At 54.4% G+C, this 21,453-nt stretch carries 17 protein-coding genes and 1 tRNA gene; 8 read left to right on the plus strand and 10 right to left on the minus strand.

Going from position 1 to position 21,453, the window contains the following annotated elements:
- Nucleotides 1–32 precede the first annotated feature (32 nt).
- Nucleotides 33–248 (plus strand): DUF3107 domain-containing protein, encoded by a 216-nt coding sequence (locus A9753_RS05440; RefSeq protein WP_067781527.1) that lies wholly within the window; start codon nt 33–35, stop codon nt 246–248.
- 122 nt (nt 249–370) lie between these two features.
- Here the strand turns inward: A9753_RS05440 and A9753_RS05445 are convergent, their stop codons facing one another.
- Nucleotides 371–1,000 carry a ferritin-like fold-containing protein gene (locus A9753_RS05445; protein WP_067781530.1) on the minus strand — a complete coding sequence of 210 codons (630 nt, stop codon included), beginning with the start codon at nt 998–1,000 and terminating at the stop codon, nt 371–373.
- A 326-nt stretch (nt 1,001–1,326) separates the two neighbouring features.
- Here A9753_RS05445 and A9753_RS05450 point away from each other — a divergent pair, with 326 nt between their 5' ends.
- Nucleotides 1,327–2,955, plus strand: a complete 1,629-nt coding sequence (locus tag A9753_RS05450) for a DEAD/DEAH box helicase (RefSeq protein ID WP_067781533.1) — start codon at nt 1,327–1,329, stop codon at nt 2,953–2,955.
- A gap of 109 nt (nt 2,956–3,064) precedes the next feature.
- Here A9753_RS05450 and rho read toward each other — a convergent pair whose 3' ends face one another.
- The 5 genes from rho to argS all read right to left on the minus strand — a co-directional run bounded on the left by rho (nt 3,065) and on the right by argS (nt 11,007).
- Entirely contained in the window at nt 3,065–4,996 is a 1,932-nt protein-coding gene (gene rho, locus A9753_RS05455) for a transcription termination factor Rho (RefSeq protein ID WP_425394248.1), read from the minus strand.
- A 190-nt stretch (nt 4,997–5,186) separates the two neighbouring features.
- Nucleotides 5,187–6,083: a homoserine kinase gene (locus A9753_RS05460; protein ID WP_067781538.1), complete on the minus strand. Its 897-nt coding sequence runs from the start codon at nt 6,081–6,083 to the stop codon at nt 5,187–5,189.
- Between the two features lie 125 nt (nt 6,084–6,208).
- A complete protein-coding gene (locus A9753_RS05465) occupies nt 6,209–7,612 on the minus strand; it encodes a homoserine dehydrogenase (RefSeq protein ID WP_245637378.1) in 1,404 nt (467 codons plus the stop codon).
- Between the two features lie 102 nt (nt 7,613–7,714).
- On the minus strand, nt 7,715–9,328 hold the full coding sequence (locus tag A9753_RS05470) for a hypothetical protein (RefSeq protein ID WP_067781542.1): 1,614 nt from the start codon (nt 9,326–9,328) through the stop codon (nt 7,715–7,717).
- 2 nt (nt 9,329–9,330) lie between these two features.
- On the minus strand, nt 9,331–11,007 hold the full coding sequence (gene argS / locus A9753_RS05475) for an arginine--tRNA ligase (RefSeq protein WP_067781545.1): 1,677 nt from the start codon (nt 11,005–11,007) through the stop codon (nt 9,331–9,333).
- A 169-nt stretch (nt 11,008–11,176) separates the two neighbouring features.
- On the opposite strand from argS, the gene A9753_RS05480 reads away from it, so the two are divergent.
- The 4 genes from A9753_RS05480 to A9753_RS05495 all read left to right on the plus strand — a co-directional run bounded on the left by A9753_RS05480 (nt 11,177) and on the right by A9753_RS05495 (nt 14,775).
- Nucleotides 11,177–12,469 (plus strand): Nramp family divalent metal transporter, encoded by a 1,293-nt coding sequence (locus tag A9753_RS05480; RefSeq protein ID WP_083090334.1) that lies wholly within the window; start codon nt 11,177–11,179, stop codon nt 12,467–12,469.
- Nucleotides 12,470–12,546: 77 nt separating this feature from the next.
- Nucleotides 12,547–13,356, plus strand: a complete 810-nt coding sequence (locus tag A9753_RS05485; RefSeq protein ID WP_067781548.1) for a nucleotidyltransferase family protein — start codon at nt 12,547–12,549, stop codon at nt 13,354–13,356.
- On the plus strand, nt 13,353–14,609 hold the full coding sequence (locus A9753_RS05490; protein WP_245637379.1) for a GHMP family kinase ATP-binding protein: 1,257 nt from the start codon (nt 13,353–13,355) through the stop codon (nt 14,607–14,609). The genes A9753_RS05485 and A9753_RS05490 overlap by 4 nt, the downstream gene beginning before the upstream one ends.
- 90 nt (nt 14,610–14,699) lie before the next feature.
- Nucleotides 14,700–14,775 (plus strand) — tRNA-Arg (locus tag A9753_RS05495).
- Nucleotides 14,776–14,889: 114 nt separating this feature from the next.
- Here A9753_RS05495 and A9753_RS05500 read toward each other — a convergent pair.
- From A9753_RS05500 to A9753_RS05515, 4 genes are all read right to left on the minus strand, one after another.
- Nucleotides 14,890–15,663, minus strand: a complete 774-nt coding sequence (locus tag A9753_RS05500; protein ID WP_176702747.1) for a glycerophosphodiester phosphodiesterase family protein — start codon at nt 15,661–15,663, stop codon at nt 14,890–14,892.
- Between the two features lie 63 nt (nt 15,664–15,726).
- Nucleotides 15,727–16,692 carry a M23 family metallopeptidase gene (locus A9753_RS05505; RefSeq protein ID WP_067781551.1) on the minus strand — a complete coding sequence of 322 codons (966 nt, stop codon included), beginning with the start codon at nt 16,690–16,692 and terminating at the stop codon, nt 15,727–15,729.
- Between the two features lie 169 nt (nt 16,693–16,861).
- Entirely contained in the window at nt 16,862–18,016 is a 1,155-nt protein-coding gene (locus tag A9753_RS05510; protein ID WP_067781555.1) for a hemolysin family protein, read from the minus strand.
- The gene (locus tag A9753_RS05515; RefSeq protein ID WP_067781558.1) at nt 18,013–19,335 is read right to left on the minus strand and encodes a hemolysin family protein; all 1,323 of its coding nucleotides are present in this window, start codon (nt 19,333–19,335) and stop codon (nt 18,013–18,015) included. The genes A9753_RS05510 and A9753_RS05515 overlap by 4 nt, the downstream gene beginning before the upstream one ends.
- Before the next feature lie 86 nt (nt 19,336–19,421).
- Between A9753_RS05515 and A9753_RS05520 the strand changes: the two genes are divergently transcribed.
- Nucleotides 19,422–20,204, plus strand: coding sequence for a response regulator transcription factor (locus tag A9753_RS05520; RefSeq protein WP_067781561.1), 783 nt, complete (start codon nt 19,422–19,424; stop codon nt 20,202–20,204).
- Complete coding sequence (locus A9753_RS05525; RefSeq protein ID WP_067781564.1) at nt 20,201–21,313, plus strand: HAMP domain-containing sensor histidine kinase; 1,113 nt, start codon at nt 20,201–20,203, stop codon at nt 21,311–21,313. Before A9753_RS05520 ends, A9753_RS05525 begins: the two co-directional genes overlap by 4 nt.
- Nucleotides 21,314–21,453 lie beyond the last annotated feature (140 nt).

Consider the following 21,453-nt stretch of genomic DNA (forward strand, 5'->3'; position numbering starts at 1 on the left):
ACTTCAGGTATTTACCCGGCGAAAGGACCATCATGAAGCTTGTCATTGGCATCAAGCACAGTTCCGATCAACTTGTTCTGGAAACCTCTATGAGCCAAGACGATATTCTCCATGAATTGGCTGCAGCTCAGGGTGGCCCTCTGGTCCTCAGCGATGACAAGGGCCGTAAAGTTTTCGTCCCGGCGGATTCATTAGCTTACGTTGAAATGGGTGCTACTGAGCAGCGTCGCGTCGGTTTCGGCATCTGACCCTATTAACAGTCTGATCTCGCTACGGACATGTTTTCTTCATAGTGGAGGGCCACACCACCTTGGTGGGGCCCTCCACTATTCTAAGTAATTGTGGTTACTCACTCATCCCATCTGTGTTCTCAGGCGTTTAATCCCAGTGCTTGCATCCGTCGGGTGGCTCCCTGAGTCAAAACAGCGTGGACCACTTCAATATCCGTATCGGGACTAATGAGGGTGGGACACGTAACAAGGAGACGTTGGAGGGTTCCGATTTCTTCACCCACAACACGGCGTCCCCACAATCCCAGGCGCTGGGCCAGGGACACATCGTGACTAATCAAAGGCATGAGTGCGTCATAAGTGAATTGCGACAGGCGAGAATCAGCCAGTTCGCTCATCAGTGCGGCACGGAGTGGATCTTCAAGACCATCAACAAGACCCATCGCAAAGTCAGTGAGCAAGCCTAAACCAAGAGAGGTTTTCAAAACACGTTCTGGCCAATCCAGTGGTCGGGTTCGTTCATCGAAGTCTCCAAGTACACCAATAAACTGTTCACCCTCTTCGGGTGCGTTAAATCCGTGTTCAGCGCAGAGTACTGCCACGCGATCATAGGACTCAACCGCCTGTGCGCTCATATGCATGAGGGTTATGCGATCGGTAATGGTTGGGGCTTTGTCAGCGTCTTTTGCGAAACGTACACAGGCTACGGTTCGGGAAAAGGCGGCAACACCAACGATTTGTCGATCACCAGCAGCACGTAATTCAGCCATAGTCCTAGCCTAATAGCAACTGTGTATATGCCGTGAACAGTCATCGAAAATTGGGTAGCCTTCTCCGGTTTTTCCGACGCCGAGTATTCACCTGCCATTTTTTCTCACGTGATTCCTCCCTCACCATCCGCGTTGAGTTATCGCCTTGTCTCTCAAGGCATTACTCTGGACGGGTACACGGTTGCCCGGTCGTCATGTTTTCGTGCTGCATAGTGATGCAGCCATCCCTGATATTCACGATCGGCTGCCCCAGTGCCGCTGAGTCTTCTAGCGTTGCTTCAGTATTCAGTGGCGTTGTCCCGTAATTTGACGGGCCTTTTGAAAGCATGAACATGACACAATCTCATACTGATTCTCCAACCGGGATTTTGCAGACCGCTGGCGCTCACGCCCCGATTCTTGATGAAGCCACCCCAGATATCACTGATGAAGTGGGCGTTACCGCTACGCTCAAGCACAAGTCTTTTGCAGACTTCGGCGTCGAAAAAGAGATTACCGATGCCCTTGAAGAGCACGGTATTACCTATCCCTTCCCCATCCAGGCGCTGACTCTTCCTGTTGCTCTGGAGGGGCAGGACATTATTGGCCAGGCAAAAACCGGTACTGGTAAGACTCTTGGTTTTGGTATTCCTTTACTCATGGACACCCTGGGCCCCGGTGAAGAAGGATGGGATGAAGATCCTGCTGCTGGCTCACCCCAAGCTCTGGTTGTTCTTCCTACTCGTGAACTTGCCAAGCAGGTCGCCGATGAATTGGCTGTTGCCGCCGCTCATCGTACTGTCCGTATTGTTCAGGTTTATGGTGGCCGTGCCTACGAACCTCAGATTGAGGCCATTGAACAGGGTGCGGAAATCGTGGTGGGTACACCAGGCCGTCTCATCGATCTGATGAACCGCGGGGTTCTTGATCTAACCCACGTGACCACGGTAGTTCTTGATGAGGCTGACGAGATGCTGGACTTGGGCTTTTTACCTGATGTTGAGCGTATTCTCGCTGGCACTCGAGAAGACCGTCACATGATGCTCTTTAGTGCCACGATGCCTGGCGCTGTGGTGGCTCTTGCCCGCCGCTATATGAAGGCTCCTACCCATATTCGCGCTCAGGATCCAGGTGATGAGGGCACTCTTGTTCAGTCTGTGAGTCAGGTCGTGTACCGTACGCACGCGATGAACAAGGTGGAGGTTCTCGCTCGTATGCTTCAGGCCCGCGACCGCGGCCGCACCATTATTTTTGCTCGCACCAAACGCACTGCTGCTCACGTTGCCCAGGATTTGGCTGAACGTGGCTTCGCTACTGCTTCCCTTCATGGTGACCTGGGCCAGGGTGCTCGCGAACAGGCCTTGCGTGCTTTCCGTCATTCAAAAGTCGATGTTCTCGTAGCTACTGACGTAGCCGCTCGCGGTATCGATGTTGACGATGTCACCCACGTCATTAACTATCAATGCCCTGAAGATGAGAAGACCTATGTCCACCGTGTGGGCCGTACTGGGCGCGCTGGTCACTCAGGCACTGCTATTACCTTTGTCGACTGGGATGACCTGGCTCGTTGGCGCATGATCGCCAAGGCCTTGGGACTGCCCCAAACCGAGCCGGTGGAGACGTATCACACCAGTGAGCATCTGTTCACTGATCTCAATATTCCTCAAGATGTTACGGGCATTCTTCCCGACGATCAGCGCACGCTTGCTGGGTTAAAAGCTGAAAAATTGGAAGACCTTGGCGGCCAGAAAAAGAACCGTCGCGGTAAGTCTGGCGCACGCAAGGGGAACACTCGGTCCCGTACCGTTGGCCGTTCTTCTCGCGCGGGTTCATCTCGCGGTATTTCTCGTGATGCGGCACATCACAAGGACGCCTCCCGCGCATCTCGCACCGCCAAATCTGACACCGCACAGTCACGATCATCAAAACCAAAGCGTCAGCGCACACGTACCCGACGTCAATCATCCAACCAGTAGTTTGGTAAGAGGACCTCTCATCTCTTTATCGAGATGATCGAGGAATACAGATGTGGGGAGGGGTGACACTCATTGAGTGTCACCCCTCCCCACATCTGTCAGTCAGTGTTTACTCGTCGGTATTGGATCCAGCACCGGGAGTCGTCTTAGAAACCACCATAAGGAACTCAGCATTGGATGAAGTGTCCTTGAGTTTGGAGAGCACCAGTTCGAGCGCCTGCTGCTGTTCCAGACCGGAGAAAAGACGACGAAGTTTCCACATGATCTTGAGTTGAGCAGGATCGATAAGGAGTTCTTCGCGGCGGGTACCCGAAGCAGCAACGTCTACTGCAGGGAAGATACGCTTATCGGCCAACTGGCGACTCAAGCGCAGTTCCATGTTGCCGGTGCCCTTAAATTCTTCGAAGATCACTTCATCCATCTTGGAACCGGTTTCCACCAAAGCGGTTGCCAGAATCGTCAAGGAGCCTCCGTGTTCCACGTTGCGTGCGGCACCGAAAAACTTCTTGGGCGGGTAAAGCGCACTAGCATCCACACCACCGGAAAGAATGCGTCCAGAGACAGGAGCCGCAAGGTTGTAGGCACGCCCCAGTCGGGTGATGGAGTCCAGAAGAACCACCACATCCTGGCCAAGTTCCACCAGTCGCTTAGCTCGCTCAATGGCCAGTTCAGCCACGATGGTGTGATCCGAGGCGGGACGGTCGAAGGTGGAGGCAATAACTTCGCCCTTGACAGTGCGCTGCATGTCGGTAACTTCTTCAGGGCGTTCGTCAACAAGGACCACCATGAGATGGGCTTCGGGGTTGTTGACAGCAATGGCGTTGGCAATTTGCTGAAGAACAATTGTCTTACCGGCTTTAGGCGGGGAGACGATCAAGCCACGCTGACCTTTACCGATAGGAGCAACGAGGTCGATAACACGAGGCGTGACGGCCTTCGGAGTAGTTTCCAGGCGGAGCTGTTCTTGGGGGTAAAGGGGTGTGAGTTTATTGAACTCAGGACGCTGTGCGGCACGTTCCAGGTCCATACCGTTGATGGTGTCAACGCTGACCAGAGGGTTGAACTTCTGGCGGTAATTACGGTTCTGACGGCGACCGCGACCATAGGGATTGGAAGTTTCTCCACCTTCACGGACCCAACCGGTGATGGCGTCACCAGGGCGAAGACCTGCAGACTTCATTAACTGGTTGGAGACGTACACATCATTGGCACCGGGCAAGTAACCGGAAGTACGCAAGTAGGCGTGGTTATCGTTGACATCGAGGATACCGGCGACGGGAAGAAGGACTTCTTCCTGCTGGTTTTGTGCGTAGCGGTCCTCATCGCGATCCCGATCACGATCACGCCCGCGCTTGTTGCGGCCACGGCGGCGACGGTTGGAACGATCGTCATCATCCCAGCGCTTAGAGTCATTGTCCTGGCGGTCATTCTGACGCATTTCGGAGGGCTCAACTGCCGGAGTGCCAGTCTGTTCAGCCAGTTCGCGCATGAGTTCAGCCTTGGCATCGATGTGTTCAGGCTGAGTGTCACTGACACGGGTGGGTGCTCCAGCACCTGCTACGACGCGGCGGCGAGGGCGACGGCCACGACCACGTTCTGCATCGTCCTCACGAGTCGGCGCTTCGATACGCTCAATACGATCAGTGCGCTCACCGCGATCACGATCGTTGCGACGCTGACGTTGAGAGCGACCTTCACGCTCCTCAGAAGGCTCCTCATTAGAGCGCTTTTCATTGTGGTAACGACGATTCTTGCGTTCGTCTGAAGAATCCTGTTCATCGCGACGTTCTTTACGCTCACGACGAGGACGGTCTTGCTTCTCGTTTTCTTCATCACCACGATCAGAGCGGTTGGTCTTCTCGTTGTCGCGGGAACGGCGCGCACGAGAACCGCCTGAGTCATTGGACTGACCGCGGTTAGGAGCGGAAGTACTGGTTGCCTGACTGATTGCGGCAATCAGTTCGCCTTTACGCATACGAGATGTGCCCTTGAGGCCAAGTTGTGCTGCCAGTTCATGCAACTGAGGAAGTCGCAGTGTCATGAGGTCAGGTGAAGATGTTGAGGTCTCGCTCACGAGTGTCCTATCAGTGGGAATACGTGCCCGTTCAATGCTGGTGCGTTAATCAGAAATTCCCCGGAACATCACGGGGAAAACATCCATTGGAGGCAACGATAAAGAAAATATCCGCCTTCCAGCGGGCCTCGGCTGCGCCGGAAGCCTGCGTATGCCTCTAGAGTAGCACGCTACCTTGACGTTCTACCGCAAGATTCAACACTTTCCAGCCAGCGTCATGTAATTCACGATGAGACTGCTCATCAAGTGAAGCAAGGACAAGAACACTAGGACCCCCACTGGCAATCACAGCAGGATATCCACGATCACGTAATACATCCATCACAGCAGTAGAACCTGGTAGGAGCGCACGCTGATACTCCTGGTGAAGACGGTCTTCAGTAGCGTGAAAAAGGAGTTCTCCCTCCCCCGCGAGGGCATGGAGTAGAAGCCCCATTCTGGCCATGCTAAACACGGCATCACGATGGGTAATCTTATCGGGAAGTACTTGATGCAGGCGGCGCTGGGAGATGCGGTGGCGACCAGGTGGAATCAGAATAGTGAAGGGTAATCCATCGCTGACCGCACATGCGGTGACTCGTATGCGCTCGTCGTCATGCCATGCCAACTGACAGCCCCCGTAGAGGGTGGAAGCAATTTGAGGGGCACGTCCGTCAATTTCTGTGGCGAGGATGAGCACGTCATCGTCAGAAAGAGCTTCGGGTTCATTGATCAGAGCACGAACGGCAAGGAGAGCAGCAACCGTGTGTGCGGCGTCGCGTCCGAGTCCGCCATATTCACTAATGCGATGGTGAGCGTACAGGTCAACTCCTACCTGTGGAGCTCCAACAAATTCCAACCCCGCACGTAACGCTTTGACGAAGGTAGTGGACTCCACCGCGCAAGATTCATCCATGGATTGTCCGTGAACGGTGAGGCGGCTTGCTCCGGCAATAGGGCGGACCAGAAAACGATCACGGAGGGTGACGGCGCATGCCAGGCAGTCATAAGCAGGACCCAAATGCGCAATTGTTGCTGGTGCTTCCACGGTGACGTGTTCAGCCACGATCCTCATCGCCCTCCCCTTCCTACTTCACTATCTACGTTCTCGATGCCATGCCTCCGGCTATCACGGCGTATCCCACCCAGCACAATGACCTACCTAAATAAGTTGCCAATCACAGCGTCCCGTCAAGGTCATTACTCGTCAGTAACTTCTAAACATAGTCGGGCAGCACACATGGTCACGGAGTCCAATTCATCAATATCCATCAATTCCTGCAGTACGGCGTCTGCCTGCACAACGGTGAGATCATCAATAGCAATGTCCACGACGGTGGCATCATGACACATAGAGACATGGGAGACGATATGGACCAAAGTGCCAGGAAGATCAGAGGTTTTCTCAGCCAGCCTACTGACCACGTCATCATCATCACTGGAGACATGAGCGAAAAAACAATATGTTGACGCCTGCTCATCAGCAGAAAGAACATCCATCTGTTGCAAGGGTTGCATAAGCGGGATAGCTACACCAGCAGCCATCTGTTTGAGCAAAGTAGTCACGTCTCCCATCACGGCACTGGCGGTAGGATTTCCACCCGCCCCCGCCCCAATGAAAGTCAATTCCCCTGCCGCTTCACAGTCCACAGTCACAGCATTGGTAGCACCAGGAATTGCCGCAAGTCGATCATCATTGCCCACCACCGTGGGTTGGACAGCCAGACTAAGTGCACAAGCACACTGACAATTTTCACCCAATACTTTTTCAGGTGATCCCTCATTCTCACTATTACTAAGGCAGTCATCGACGCGTTCGATAACCTGGGCGGTTGCCAGAAGTTTCACGGTGTAGCCGCAGGTTTGAGCATCAGCAATGAGATCATCATTGATACCGCGAATACCCCTCACCGGCACTTGGTCAAGCATCACCGGGGTATTGAATGCGAGGCGAGCAAGCAAGGCAATTTTCGCGGCAGCGTCGTACCCATCCACATCGGCGGACGGATCGGCTTCGGCATAACCAAGTTCTTGAGCGGTAAGCAACACATCATCAAAGGACAGGCCTTGGGTAGACATCTCATCGAGAATGTAGTTGGTGGTGCCGTTGAGAATCCCAGTAATCGAGGTAATCACGTCACCACTCAATGACTGTTCGATAGTTCGAACTACGGGGATAGCACCGGCAATTGCTGCCTCAAAACGAACATGACGGCCCGCATGGAAAGCGGCTGTAAAGATGTCATTACCGTGGACTGCTAAAAGTGCTTTATTTCCCGTGACAATATGGGCTCCAGCCCCCAGGGCAGCAAGAATGAGGGAGCGGGCGGGTTCGAGGCCGCCAATAAGCTCAATGACAAGGTCATTAGAGGTAGCCACGCTCATGGCATCTGTGGTGAGGAGCGATTCGTCAATAGCAACGTCACGCGGTGCGCCAAGATCACGGACTGCCACACCTGTGACCACGACGTCTACGCCAGCTATGCGCGCAAAATGCTCGCGTCGTTCGGTAAGAATACGGTAGACCTGACTACCCACTGTTCCTGCGCCAAGAATTCCTACGCGCACGATTGGTAGATGGGGCGCGGTAGCAGATGCTGTCACGGGGTTCTCCTGGGGCAGTGCGCTGACGGAGTATCGGATGACACCCCTATAGATGCGGCCAGTATAGGGCGCTAAGGAACACTGCTCGGGGAGGCTCAACGCCTACAAAAAGCGGCTAATGACGGCTTCCACTGTCTGCGGGCGCACGGCCCAGGTAGCCTGTCCGTGATGAATCATCGCCAATCCTGGCGCTGTTTCGAATGACGCCGTGGCATAACGTCCCAGCATCATCGCACCGATAATCGGCATGGCCAGAATGTCGTTTGCTTGGAGATCTACCGGGAGGATGACGCGCAGTGCGGTGTGCGCACTATCAGCGTGGCTAGCGGAGCGAAGAAGGTACTCCTGTTGTGTGGCTGACGCGGAATGTTCATCATCATTCGCAGGGGTGGCGTGTGCATTGTTGTTCGCACTACCATGTGCGTTCCATGCGTAAGTGGCCGTCAGCGGGGTACTTCCGCTGATCGTGAGAAGGTCACGAGTCAGTGGGGTATCAATCCATACCGTAGGCACATTAGCGGATAAATCATCAATGGATTCATTGTTCAAATCCGTGGTTGACGCTGTCAATGCGGACTCACCGTGGTCAACACGAAGAACACGGGATAACACCATGGTCGAGGCACCTACGCCAGCCCAACTCGGGTCAACAATGAGATGAGGAATCGATAGATGACGAGCCTGGCAGCGCTCACGAAGCACGGGCACCCAAGCACGCGCGTAATGGGCAGCACCATTGATGGCGTAATGAGGATCAGTATGAGCCACCGGCGGATCAAGAGTGATGTCCAGCAAAGACAGCGATGCCCCACCGTGGTCAGGATGAGCAGGAGACTCAGCGATAGGCCATTGATCGATAACGTGACCGAGCACCTGAGCGATTGCCGAAGGTGCCTCATCGGTGAAGGTCAGGCTAATACCCTCAATTGCCACCAAAAGAGAATCTACTTCTGCCTGTTTGCGACAGATACGTATTGCCTCACGAAATTCTGTCATAGTGAGTGCGGGCAGATAAGTGACCTCAGTAGCCCTCCTGTTGGTCGACGAGGCGTCATCAGAGCGGGAAGAATCATCCTCATAACCGTCATTATCAGTCTGAAGAGCAATAATCACGCGCGCATGAGGCGGTGTTTGTGCAGGACGAATACGCAATACACTAATGAGCACGTCCAGGTCCGCCATGCTGCGAATTGTCACGAGGGCGTGGGCTTCCAGTGCCGCCTGGACAAGGTTCGGGAAAAGAACAGGAGCATCCAGAATGAGGTGAGGACGTTTCACCGGGACGGGAGAAGTTGCGTGCTTGAGCGAGGCACAATGCTGATTGATAAGGGAAAAGCCAAGGGAGAGTTCACCCAGACTTCTCGCTTTAAGCCCCAGACCTTGGCTCAGCGCTAGGCGTGCGACAGCCGGCGCTCCCATTGTTGAAAGGTCATAAAGGACCGTTGCATCGTTCATGCCGTAGGAGGGCCAGCATTCTTCTGCTAACGCTGAAGCCCAAGTACACATCCGCGAGGAGAGATCATCTGCGTCACAGACGAGAACAGGAGTGTGCGCGTCCCCGAGTGCTGAAAGGATCTGAGGAACGCGCATGCCTCCCACAAGGAGTTCACCGTTGTCACTGTCAGTTCCCCAGGGCCAAAAGTCTGGCCGGTTGATGGGGTCTGAGCGAAAAGCATCAGCGGGATACAACTCGATGTGGGAGGCATGCCTCACCATGATTACATACGCTCCGGAGCACTCACGCCCAGCAAATCGAGGCCGTTTGCAAGAACCTGGGCCACGGCGTCATTGAGCCAAAGACGTGCGACATGACCAGAGTTAATTTCCTCGTCACCGCGAGGAGTCACGCGGGTTGCTGCGTACCAGGTGTGATAAGCAGATGCGAGAGTCTCCAAATAGCGAGCGATACGGTGCTGTTCGCGCAGAGCAGCAGCTTGGGAAACTACGGCAGGGAACTCAGCGAGGACGCCGAGAAGTTGAGCATCCTGAGGAGTATCGAGGGCTCCAGGCTCGAACCCTGCATCACGGCTCACACCGTTTTCTGCAGCGTTACGAGCAACGTTGCGGGTACGAGCGAAGGCGTACTGCACGTAGTACACGGGGTTTTCGTTACTAGAAGAGGACAGCAGGTCCAGATCAATATCGATCGAGGAGTCCATGGAGGAACGTGCCAGTGCGTAACGGGCTGCGTCCACGCCCACGGCGCTGACCAAGTCATCAAGAGTGACGATCGTGCCCGCACGCTTAGACATGCGCACAGGAGCACCATCCTTAACGAGGTTAACCATCTGACCGATGAGAATCTGCATGTTCTCACCGGGTGTGTCACCAAAGGCGGCACACATGGCCATCATGCGGCCAATGTAACCGTGATGATCTGCGCCGAGCAGGTAGACAGCACAGGTAGCGCCACGACGACGCTTGTCAAGGAAGTAAGCCACATCGGCGGCGAAGTAGGCAGCGTTACCGTCGGATTTGATTAAGACACGGTCCTTGTCATCACCGAACTTGGTGGTGAGCAACCAGACGGCTCCGTCACGGTCTTCGATCATGCCTTTGCCACGAAGGATGTCAATGGCCTTGTCCACTTCACCGGAGTTGTGAAGGTTATCTTCGTGGAAGAAGACGTCAAAATCAGAACGGAACGCGTGCAATTCGTCCTTAATCTGAGCGAACATAAGTTCAACGCCAGCCTTGCGGAAGACTTCAGTGGCCTGTTCATCGGGCAAAGTTGCGGGCTCGGGGCGTCCAGCAGCAACCTCATCGTTGGTCACAGTCTGGGCAATTTCCTCAATGTAGGCGCCGCCGTAGCCGTCCTCGGGGGTCTGTTCGCCGCGTGCTGATGCCAAAAGGGAGTTCGCGAAACGGTCAATCTGAGTGCCATGATCGTTGAAGTAGTACTCACGGGTCACTTCAGCGCCGGAGGCCTTGAGGATACGGGCGAGAGAGTCACCGACCGCCGCCCATCGTGCTCCACCAAGATGGACAGGACCAGTAGGGTTAGCAGAAACGTATTCAAGGTTAATGTGTTCGCCGGCAAGGGTGTCATTAGTACCGTACTTTTCACCGGCCTCAACAATGGAGCGGGCAAGTTCGCCAGCGCTTGCAGCGTTGAGTCGAATGTTGAGGAAGCCAGGGCCAGCGATTTCAACGCTGTCAATTCCCTCAATGGCGCTGAGACGCTCAACAAGTTCACCAGCCAAGGCGCGGGGATTAGTCCCGGCCTTTTTCGCCAACTGCATGGCCACGTTGGTTGCCCAGTCACCGTGATCTCGGTTTCGGGGACGCTCAACCTTAGGTTCAGGCAAGTCAGCCTTGTCCAAGGCCAGTGCGCCATCATCAATGGCAGAAACAAGAACGGAATGGATCGCTTGTGAGAGCTCTTCTGGAGTCATGAGCACAGATTAGCGTGACAACGAGGTATTCATCACGTGTGTGCAGCATTTTGCGCACTGTTTCACACTTTATGCCTGTCTATGAGTAGGAATTCACGAAAGGAGTACGCTGTTAAGCAAGTATTTATGTTTCGGATACCCGAAACAACCTCTGTACGCTAGAAGCATCATGTCTTCCCAGCCATCCCCACAGCACAGCACAACTCCTAGCCTGCACAAACCTGCCATGGACAAACGCAGAATTGTCATGCTCTTAGGTCCAGCTTTCGTTGCTGCTGTGGCATATGTGGATCCCGGAAACGTCGCAGCAAACATCACCGCTGGTGCGCGCTACGGTTACACGCTGGTCTGGGTTCTTGCTTTGTCAAACCTCATGGCTGTGGTCATCCAGTACCAAAGCGCCAAACTCGGATTGGTAACAGGCCAGTCCTTACCGACTCTTTTGGGGCAACGTTTATCAAAACCTGCCCGCTTGGCTTTTTGGGCTCAAGCAGAACTCGTTGCCGCAGCAACGGATTTAGCTGAAATCATTGGTGGAGCAATCGCTCTCCACCTCCTGACGGGCATGCCGCTGCTGACCGGTGGCCTAATCATTGGCGCTATCTCGATGGCAATTTTGATGCTTCAAGAGCACCGCGGCCAGCACAGTTTTGAAAAAGCAATCATTGCTCTGCTCATCATTATTACCTTCGGTTTCATGGGAGCACTATTCGTTGCTCCTCCGGATTGGTCAGCCACCGCCGCAGGCATGATTCCTCGATTCGCTGGTCGTGATTCTGTTCTTGTTGCTGCTTCCATGCTTGGCGCTACGGTGATGCCTCACGCCATTTATTTGCACTCATCTCTGGTTACCGACCGCTTCGGCACCGATCACCTCACAGGCGATGAAGCAGGTAATCATTCACGTCTGTCGCATCTTTTGCATGCCACGCGTATTGACGTGGTATGGGCACTGGTTCTCGCCGGCGCTGTCAACATTGCACTTCTTTTACTTGCTGCAGCGGCGTTGAGCGGAGTTGAGGGAACTGACACGATCGAAGGCGCCCATCACGCTATTACGATGACCCTTGGTCCCGTTATCGGCGCGATCTTCGCCATAGGCCTGTTAGCTAGTGGCCTCGCATCCACATCCGTGGGTGCATATGCAGGCAGTGAAATTATGGCGGGCCTCCTGCATATTAACGTGCCGCTCGTAGTTCGCCGAGCCATCACAATGATTCCTGCGCTCCTGATTATTGCCTCAGGGGTGGAGCCAACCTGGGCGCTTGTTCTAAGCCAGGTAGTCTTGAGTTTCGGAATTCCCCTGGCCATTATTCCTCTAGCCCACTATTGCGCTGACACCTCCATCATGGGGCGTTACGCCGATTCCAAACCACTCCGACTTGCGGCCATCGTATTCGCGACCATTATCGTTGCTCTCAACGCTTTGCTTATTTACTTAACGCTCACTGGCCAGGCGTAAATCAGTGGTCGAATAAAAATCGGCTCTTCCCCGCTCAGTTCAGAGCGTATCGCTGATGTGACCGCTAAGATGACACTATGAACTCCCCCGTTACTAAGGCAGTTATTCTCGCTCGTGGCCTTGGATCGCGCATGCGCGCTGCTGATCCCGCCGCAGCTTCCACCACCGATAAGGCCGTAGAGACCGGCGCCAAGGGCATGATTGACGTGGGCCGCCCCTTCCTGGATTTTGTCATGAGTGCCCTGGCCGATGCTGGAATCACTGACATCTGCCTCGTCATTGGCCCTGAACACACCATCTTCCGTGAGCACTACGGCAACCTGGAAACAAGTCGCGTGAAAATTGACTTTGCCATCCAGGAAAAGCCCCTGGGCACAGCCGATGCAGTATCTGCAGCCCGCGAGTTCACTGGCGATGACCGCTTTGTGGTCATTAACTCTGATAACTATTACCCTGCTGAATCCCTCAAGGCTCTGTGCCAGTTACCTGGCGCTGGCCTACTGGGCTTCAACCGCACTGCTCTTGTTGAACAGTCCAATATCCCAGCTGACCGCGTCAACGCATTCGCCATCGTGGACGTGGACGAGAACGGGAATCTTGCTCGCATCCTCGAAAAGCCTGAACAGTCCATCATTGATGACATGGGCCCTGAAGCTCCTTTGTCCATGAATGCCTGGCTGTTTACCAAGGACATCTACGCAGCATGTGATGACATCACTCCCTCCGTCCGCGGCGAACTCGAAATTGTGGATGCCGTCTCTCTTGCTAAGGAACGCGGTACGGAATTCGCTGTTGTTCCTGTGTCCGTAGGTGTTCTCGACATGTCCCGCCGCACCGACATTGCCGCTGTGCGTGCTGCTCTAGAAAGCGTTGAGGTTGAACTGTGAGCCTGCTCGAAACTGACGCTGGTCGCGGCCCGCTCACTTCTCGAGTCGATGAGGTCACTTGGTTTGTTCCCGGTCGCATCGAAGTTCTGGGCAAACATACTGATTATGCCGGTGGCCGCACTCTCACAGCCGCCGCTTCCCATGGCTTGACTTTCACTGGCCAGGCTCTTGAAGAACCCATTCTTCGCGTCACCTCTCAGGCAGTCAATGACACTGTCGAAATCCCCCTCGATGCGCCCTCTACTGACCGTCATGGTCACTGGTCAGGATACCCAGCAGCAGTGGCCTCACGTTTAGTGAGTAACTTTGGTTCTCAGGTTCGTGGCGCCCATATCACCGTGGATTCCAATCTTCCGCTTGCCAGCGGTATGAGTTCCTCCTCCGCCATGATTGTGGGTCTTGCCCGCACCATGATGGATCTCAGTGGTCTGGAAGCAACAGAGGCTTTCACTTCCTGTGTGACCACCCCTGAATTACGTGCGCACTATCTAGCTTGCGTCGAAAATGGTCAGACTTTTGAGAATCTTGAAGGTCACCGTGGCGTAGGTACTTTCGGAGGCAGCGAGGACCACACAGCCATGTTGTGCGGCAAGCAAGGCGTACTAAGCCAGTACTCCTTCTGCCCCACCAGCCTAGAGCGCCGTGTTCCATGGCCTGATGATTACTCCATTGTGGTTGCCGTCTCGGGGGTTCTTGCTGAAAAGAGTGGCACCGCTCGCGAGAAGTACAACCGTGCTGCGTTATCCACACATGAAATCGTCAAACGCTGGAATGAAAATACCGGTCGTAGCGACGTCTACCTGGCTGATGCTGTGACATCTTCTGAATCTGCTGCTGAAGAAATTCGTTCCATGCTCAAGGGGTCGGGTTATCTCCAGGGGCGCTTCGAGCAGTTCCTCATCGAAAACGAAACCATCGTTCCTCAAGCTGGTGACGCATTAATCGCTAGAGACATTGAAGAATTTGGTCGTCTTGTAGATCTCTCTCAACACTGGACTGAGGAAGGCTTAAACAACCAGGTTCCTGAAACGGTTGCATTGCAGCGTTTCGCTCGTGAACTTGGCGCTCCTGCTGCTAGTGCTTTCGGTGCTGGTTTTGGTGGCAGCGTATGGGCTTTGGTCACTTCTGAGCAGGCTGATGACTTCGCTGCACAATGGTTGAAGAAATACACGGTTGAATTTCCTGAGGTTGCTCCTCGGGCATCAACCTTAGTCACCACCCCTGGCGATAGCGCCCAGCGCACCATCAACTAATCTCATTGCCTCCGAATTTCCTGCTCTTGCCTGTCAAAAACGACTCGGAGTTTCACCGAGTTCCCTAGTGCCTGCTACGATACGCAGTGAGCCCCGGTAGCTCAGTGGATAGAGCGTCTGCCTCCGGAGCAGGAAGTCGCAGGTTCGAATCCTGTCCGGGGCACCATACACATTCCCCGCCATCGCATGATGGCGGGGAATTTTGTGTATCTATATCAAGACTCAATGATTCACAATCGCTAAGCCTGCTAAGAGTCTCAAACAGTAGACAAGAAATATTTCAGCGATGCTCCCCCAGAGTAATCAACGCCAGCGAAGGCGCATCTGTAATAATGCCGTCTACTCCGGCATCGCGCAGACGTAACATAGTTTCAGCCTCATTCACAGTCCAAACGTGAACTTCCATACCGCACCGATGAGCGGTAGCGATAAAACGATCAGTAACCACACGAATACCATGCTCAACCTCAGGGACCTGCACGCTATCAACTAAACCGACATACCAACTAAAACGTGTATGAGGGAGCGATACACCTGCTTCGGCACGAAGTTTAAGGTCAATAACATCAGCGACCCCCACAGAGGTCACCGCCCGCGGTTCCTGCCTGCGAAACACCGCTAGGCGACGGGCAGAAAACGAGGAAAAACGCACCCGGTCCAACGCATGTGCGTGGCGAACCGCTTGAAGAGCAGGCTGAGGCACCTGGGAGTTTTTTAAGTCCACGTTAAAGTGAAGATCGGGATAAGAAACTAATACGTCATCAAGTCGAACAGGCGCATTACCATCCCCGGCATCGATACGACTTACCTCATCCCACGTCATACGGTGAATCAGTTCAGGATGATGGGATGGACTCGTCCGAGCGAAAGACGGGTCATGACTGAGAACACATACGCCATCTTTGGTGACATGTGCGTCTGTTTCCATCCATTGCAGCCCAAGGTTGGCCGTATGCTCCACAGCCGTCCAAGTGTTCTCTGGGACTTCGAGGCTGCCACCTCGATGCGCCATGATGGTCACGGGCGGTTTACGACGAGAAAACTCTGGAGTCATATCTGGACTGTATCGCGCTTAGAGACGAAATCCGGTAGCCAGGTGCAGGCGTCCTGATCTAGCTCAAGAACAGTGCGTAGTGAGTTCCACGGCATGATGTTGAACAAGCCAGGCCATGGGATCAACAGTTGAAGAGTCTGCCGAATCATTTTTTGTGCGAACCTCGAAGTGAAGGTGTGCACCAGTGGAATAGCCCGTGGAACCCACACCAGCAATAAGTTGACCAGCAGAAACCTGCTCTCCCACATGGACATAAATGCCATCGGAGTACATGTGTAGGTAACTGGTATACCAGGTTTGTCCATCAATCTCGTGTTTAATTGTGACGGTTCCGGTGCCATCAGTCATACCTGCTTCAACAACAGTACCCGCAGCTACGGCGTAGATCGGAGTACCCGTGGGGGCAGCCATGTCCTGACCTGCATGGAACTTGGAGTAGCCCATGGTGGGATGAATACGCCACCCATATTCACTAGATAGGGTGTAACTGCCAGGCATCATGGGGTAAAAGACTTCAGGAGTCGTAGTAAAGGCGGAAGTGTCCCCACTGGCCCCGGCTGACTGAGGCGCACAAGTCACGGCAGCGTTTTCATAGGCTTCACGGATACGTGCGCGAGTTGCAGCGTCCGGAACATTTGCTATGGCTTCTGCACCGTCGGGAACGTCCACATCGTTACCCAGGACACCCGCAGCAACGGGAGCGGCGGCGATCACCGGGGTGGTCGGCGTCGGCGCTAAAGAAGGAACAGAAGCGGAAACAGGAGCGAAACCTACGACGCCACCAGCCAGGGGTGCCAGGACAGTAACGATTCCAAGAACCGCCAACAGACCTACTCGCTTAGCAAGGCCAGAGCGAGACAAAGGGGTCAGACGTACATGGGGATGTGCAACCGTGATTCCTTGGGCAGACTCAACGATGTGGGGAGCCTGAGGAATAGAGGGAACGTGACGTGCTTTGGCAGCACGTTCAGCCGCACGTTCGCGTTCGCGAATCTCACGGCGAGTAAGAGGAGGTTGCGTATGAGTCATTGCTTCCTGAACGAAGATTCTGATGTGCGTACCAGTCAGGCCATTATCGTCGCAGATATCAATGTGACAGAACAATAACGATACACCGCTATGTCTTGACGTCACAGGTGTTTCGTCCAATATCACATCGGACATTACCGCCCACGACAAGCCTGTTAGTTATCCGCGATCAACGTCCGCGCGCAATGCGCTCCAGAAGATGTTTATCATCGCGCTGCATAGCATCACGCACTTCACCAACAAGTTCCTCAAGAATATCTTCAAGAAAGACCACACCTGTAGTCTTCTCGTTCTCATCAAGCACGTAGCCCACGTGTGCGCCGGTAGCCTGCATTGCGGCAAGCACATCTTCCACATCATCCTGAGCATGAACGGGCACTAAGGCGCGGCATAGCCATGCGGGAACAGGTTGTTGACGCTCGTCACCGTCGGCATAAAGGACATCTTTGAGGTGAATGTAACCCACCAGTTCCATCTCCGACGCCGCGGAACGAGCGCGCTCATCAACTCCCCCATGCTGATAGTCACCATCGTCATTCAGTTTTCCCGGCCAAGTACTCGCACAGACAAGCGGATAACGCGAGTAGCCGGTTTTTGCTACTTCACGCTCCACATCTTCTGGGGTGCAGTTGTCAGGCAAAGTGATGAGTTCATCTAACGGAACCATGACACTGCCGGCAGTTTCTTCACTGAATTCCAGCGCCCCGGAGAGGAGACCTGTGTCATCAGCAAGCACACCTTCTGCACGTGAACGTTCCACGATGGAAGCCACTTCTTGGGCAGTGAAGGCGGCGCTAACTTCATCCTTGGGTTCAATACCCAGGAGTCGAAGCACAGAGTTAGCAATACCGTTCAACACCACAACGGCAGGATTGAAGAACCGAGATAAGGCGACCAGCGGCGGCGCAAAGATCAGAGCAGCTTTTTCTGGGCTTGCAATAGCCAAGTTCTTAGGGACCATTTCGCCAGCGAGCACATGAACCATCACCACGAAAGTCAACGCGATGATCACAGCAATCGCGTGAGCGGTTGCTTCACCTAGACCAATAGCGGCCAGGGGGTGAGCGAGCATATGGGCGAGAGCCGGTTCAGCCACTACTCCCAGTCCAGTAGAGCACAAGGTCACGCCTAACTGGGCAGTAGCCAGCATGGCCGAGACATGTTCAAGGGCCCACAAGGCGGTACGTGCACGGGCATTACCCTCTGCTGCTAAGGGTTCAAGTTGAGCGCGACGCGAACTGGTGATGGCAAATTCTGCGCCCACAAAAAAGGCGTTACCAGCCAGAAGAATGACGGTAACAACGAGTGCCCAAGTAGTACTCATGCCTGAGTCTCCTCAGAGTCATTAAGAGACCACACACGCAAACGCGTGATACGCATACCGTCCATGGCTTCCACCACAAGGTGAGCACGAAGCGTCGTTACTTCATCACCCACGCGAGGAATACGGCCCAGTTCCGTCATGACCAGACCACCAAGTGTTTCGTAAGGGCCATCATCAGGAAGATAGATATGAGCGGAGTGAGCCAGTTCGTCAGGACGCATCCATCCAGGAACAATCCACTGACCTGAGGTTTCCACGTAGGCGCCACTGCGGCGTCGATCATGTTCATCAGCCACGTCACCCACGATTTCTTCAATGGCATCTTCCAAGGTGACAATGCCGGCAGTACCACCGTATTCGTCCTGAACTAAGGCCATCTGGAGTCCTTCAGCACGAAGGTGAACAAGCAGTTGTGCCAACGGGACAGTCTCAGGAACGCGAGGGGACGGCGTCATGAGGGAACTCGACGTGACCGGGACGTGAGCGCGTTTCTCAAAGGGCACTGCGATGGCTTTACGAAGGTTAACCAGGCCGAGCACATCGTCGAGATCTTCACCAATAATAGGGAAACGCGAGTGTCCGGTTGCCCGAGCCATGCTCACGACATCCGCCGCAGTGTCATCTTCGTGAAGGCAGTGGATGCGCCCGCGGTCCGTCATCACGTCCACGGCGGTCAGTTCACCTACACCGATGGAACGGGTCAGCAGCGTAGCAGTGGACATGTCAAGGGTGCCTTCTTGAGCACTGTGGCGAACGAGTGCTGTTAATTCGCTAGCGCTTCGAGCCCCACTCATTTCTTCGCATGCTTCGACCCCCCAGGAAGCGAGGATTTTATTTGCTGCGTTATTCAGGACAATCACCAAGGGCTTAAACACTGCAGTAAAAGCCATGAGCGGTGGCGCCACAACACGGGCTGCACGCATAGGATCAGCCAGGGTCGCGTTCTTCGGGATAAGTTCACCAACAATCATGGAGAACGCATTGATAACGATAAGCGCGATGACGACAGCAGTAGCCGTGGCGATGGCGGCGGAGAGGAAGGAACCAAGCCAGCGTTCAAGCAGACGAGTCAATGCTGCTTGTGCGGTGTAACCAAGCAAAATCGTCGTCAACGTAATGCCGACCTGTGCGCCGCTGAGCAATGTGCTCAATGAGTGCAATGCTTGACGGACGGTTCCTGCACGGCGATCGCCGGCAACAGCACGCGATTCGACTGTTGCGGGATCTAATGCGACAAGGGAAAACTCCCCAGCAACGAACACTGCTGTGCCCAGTGTGAGGATAACGCCCAGCACCAGCATGAGGAGGTCAAGAAGCATGTGCCTACCTTCTCATATTGGGCTACTAGCTGACTAGGCGCTGTGTCTCCATGCATTGTGACCCTTAGCATGGCACCCTGAATGGTATGGAAACGTTCACGCCTGCCCGTCTCGTCGTTGTCGAGGACGATCACGATATTGCTTCCGCGATTGCCGCACGCTTCAATGCTGTGGGATGGCACGTCATGGTGGTAGGTGATGGGCTAAGTGCCTGGAATTACGTCACGACCTACGGGGCAGATGCGTTAATTATTGACCTCATGCTTCCGGTGATGGATGGCATGGAGTTATGTTCACGCCTTCGGGACCCGCACAAGTGGGTGGAGGCAGGGGCACCGGCCTCCATGTCTAATGTGCCGGTACTCATGCTCACTGCTCGCGATGATGAAGCCGATGTGCTGGCGGGTCTAGCTCGCGGTGCTGATGATTACATGACCAAGCCGTTCTCAATGCGTGAGTTAGTTGCTCGTGTGACCGCCCTACTGCGCCGCCATGAGCGTGCTCAAAAACTTGCTCAAGAAGTTGTTCAAGCCCAGGATGAGACTCTCCCCCCACATGATTTCTTAACACTAGGTGACATTGATGTGGATATCACGAGTCGCCGCGTAACTCGTCAGGGGCAGGACATTCATGTGACTCCCACGGAATTCGATTTGCTGGTTCGCTTGGCCCGCAGCCCCGGCGAAGTCTTCTCCCGAGAACGCCTGCTTGAGGATGTATGGGGGTGGGCCGATCCTTCTGTCGCTGCCACGCGTACCGTGGATTCTCATGTCAAAGCCCTACGCCGAAAACTTGGCAGCGAAGTCATTCGTACGGTGCACGGCGTGGGCTACGCCTTCTCCGATTCTTTAGTCAGTAACGAACGATGAGTGAGCCGCTACAGGTTCGTCCGCGCCATGTGGAGGGGCGTGGACTGCGTCCTCTCGACCGTCTTGGTTCAATCAAAATCAAATTAGGTGTACTCGTAACCGCTACGGTCAGTGCGGCCTGTTTTTTAACCTGGTTGGGGATGAAATCAGACTGGAGCCTGTTGCAAACCTTCCCCGTGGTCTTGGTGGCATCCTTAGTATTCACGCAGGTCTTAGCTCACGGCATGATTGAGCCCCTTCGCCTAATGAAAGACGCTTCCACCGCAATGGCTGAAGGTGACTATTCACGCAGAGTTCCCTCCACTAGCCGCGACGAAGTTGGGGCCTTGGCTGATGCCTTCAATCATATGGCCTGGGATTTACAGCGAGAAGACGAAGCCCGCCGTGCGGTAGTAGCGAACGTATCTCATGAGTTGCGTACTCCGGTGGCCGCCCTACGTGCCCAGTTAGAGAATATGGCCGACGGCGTAGTGGCCCCTTCCAGTGAGGAACTCAACTCCGCTCTTTGCCGCACTGAACAACTCAGTGAATTAATTTCCTTCCTTCTCGATTTGTCCCGCGTTGACGCAGGTGCCGCAGATTTGAATGTGGCACCGTTGTCTCTCAATGATCTGCTTAACAATGCGGTCGATATTGCACGTCGGGCAAGCGATAGTGCTGGACGGGACGTGTCTTGGGATGTGAGTGTGGCCGAAAATCCTCTCACTATTGAAGGTGACGAAGCACGGCTTCGTCAGGTGTTTCTTAATGTGCTCGATAATGCTGCTCGACATACCAAGGCAGGCTCAACTGTTCACGTCACCGCCCGACGTGTATCTGGGCGCCAGGGCGTGGTCATCGACATCACCGATCATGGACCAGGTATTTCTCCTGACGAGCGCCACCATATTTTCTCCCGTTTCCAGCGTGGGGCAAGTGCGGACCCTTCAGGAACCGGTTTGGGATTGTCGATTGCACGCTGGGCAGTTGGTCTTCACGGCGGGACGATTGCCGCTATTGATCCGCCTGCTGACCATCCTAATTCTGGAGCCACGATTCGCGTGCGGCTTCCCTCTTCACCCGAGGGGCGTCAACGTCGTACCACTGTTCTTCGCCGCCCCGGAACATAAGAAATCGGTATCTTGATCGGGTAAACATCAATGATCAAGCAGTGAGTGCGTATTACTCAGATGTGGCACAAGTAATCACCACCTCACGAACAAGCGCGGAATGTATCGGTGTTTGTTCCGCGTGTTCGCTCAAACGCCCT

It is taken from the genome of Actinomyces vulturis (assembly GCF_001687305.1).
In the GTDB taxonomy this organism is placed as follows: domain Bacteria; phylum Actinomycetota; class Actinomycetes; order Actinomycetales; family Actinomycetaceae; genus Actinomyces; species Actinomyces vulturis.